Annotated in this window: 3 protein-coding genes; all 3 read right to left on the bottom strand. The window is 45.9% G+C overall.

Annotation, left to right across the window (positions count from 1 at the left end; translation table 11 throughout):
• Window positions 1-397, bottom strand: a 397-nt coding sequence (locus IRQ95_RS21920; protein ID WP_194439911.1) for a transposase, incomplete at its 3' end; no start/stop codon positions are given.
• Window positions 398-456: 59 nt separating this feature from the next.
• A complete protein-coding gene (gene tnpB, locus IRQ95_RS21915; protein ID WP_194439909.1) occupies window positions 457-810 on the bottom strand; it encodes an IS66 family insertion sequence element accessory protein TnpB in 354 nt (117 codons plus the stop codon).
• Window positions 807-1,118: an IS66 family insertion sequence element accessory protein TnpA gene (gene tnpA / locus IRQ95_RS21910; protein ID WP_194439907.1), complete on the bottom strand. Its 312-nt coding sequence runs from the start codon at window positions 1,116-1,118 to the stop codon at window positions 807-809. The genes tnpB and tnpA overlap by 4 nt, the downstream gene beginning before the upstream one ends.
• Window positions 1,119-1,198 lie beyond the last annotated feature (80 nt).

The following is a 1,198-nucleotide window of genomic DNA, read 5'->3' as shown; positions in this document are numbered from 1 at the left end:
CGTCTAAGTCGAGCTCGATAACCTCACGAGGCAAGGTCTTTGGAAGTGGCTTGCGCTTACCACGTTTCTTCGTCGTAGTGGTTGTCGTGACCTCAACCTCATATTCCTTAGCGGCTTCACATTCCACTTCGTTAAAGAGGTCACCTTGAGATTCATCGTAAGGTTTTAACGCCTCTGAGCGCTTAGAGAACTGACGGTCGAAAGCAAGCTTGAGTTGTTCAAGTAGCGACTGGCGCTCTTGCTTCAACTGGTTTTCTGACGCCATCAGCGCTTTCACCATCGCTTTCACCATCGCTTTCACCATCGCTTTCACCATCGCTTTCACCATCGCTTTCACCATCGCTTKYASCWYGGCAACATCTTGACTTTCTGGGTTGATATTTGGCGTCTTTTTCATGGCATTTATTATACTAAAATCATGCTGTTAACGCTTGGTGGATAAGGCTTTATTATTGTTTAAGTCATTGTAAAATCGTTTATTCGTACGGGTTTATGGCCGATAATCGTGAAGCCAGAAAGCAGTCTATCAAGCTCGAATTGAGTTAGGCGATACACCTCATTTTTCTCTTTTGAGGGMCACTTATACTTGGCTTTTTCAAGGCGCTTGTACCAAAGCGCAAAGCCTGTTTTATCCCAGWATAATACTTTGATTTTGTCGCGCTGTTTGTTGGTGAACAGGAACAGTGCGCCACTTCCCAAGAGCAAATCGGTGTCACTTTCGATAATCGCCGCGAGGCCATTGATGGACTTTCTAAAATCGACGCTTTCACGATACAAGTAAATCTCTGTTGCGCTGAGCATGCGTTTCATGACAGCGCCCCGATAAGTTCTGMCAGGTAGGCTGCGRGCGTGCCTGGCGGAATGCTCAACTTAAGATCATTAACGAGCAGTGTCATGTGAGCGGTAGCTATCTGAGCTTGATACTTCGTCGTCTTTTCGACGACTTCAGCGCGGACAAAGCCCAGAGATACGTCAGCTTTATTGAGCKGTTGGCGCTTGGCATAGAACGTTGAGGGATTAAGTTCATTGAGCTTACAAAACGCGAGCGTTGACAATGAACTCGACTCAGATTGCTTAATTAGCATTTGCCATTCTTGATTGGTGCGACGTTTTCTCATTTCAAATCTCCTCTTGGTTGGAGACCTGATCTTATTATTTGTGCTAGGCGATTAGAATGCGGGGTTTATGGTGCGCTTAC

The organism is Vibrio fluminensis, assembly GCF_015278125.1.
GTDB lineage: Bacteria > Pseudomonadota > Gammaproteobacteria > Enterobacterales > Vibrionaceae > Vibrio > Vibrio fluminensis.
The sequence above is the reverse complement of the archived record's forward strand: the minus strand, read 5'-3'. Positions and strand labels throughout refer to the sequence as shown.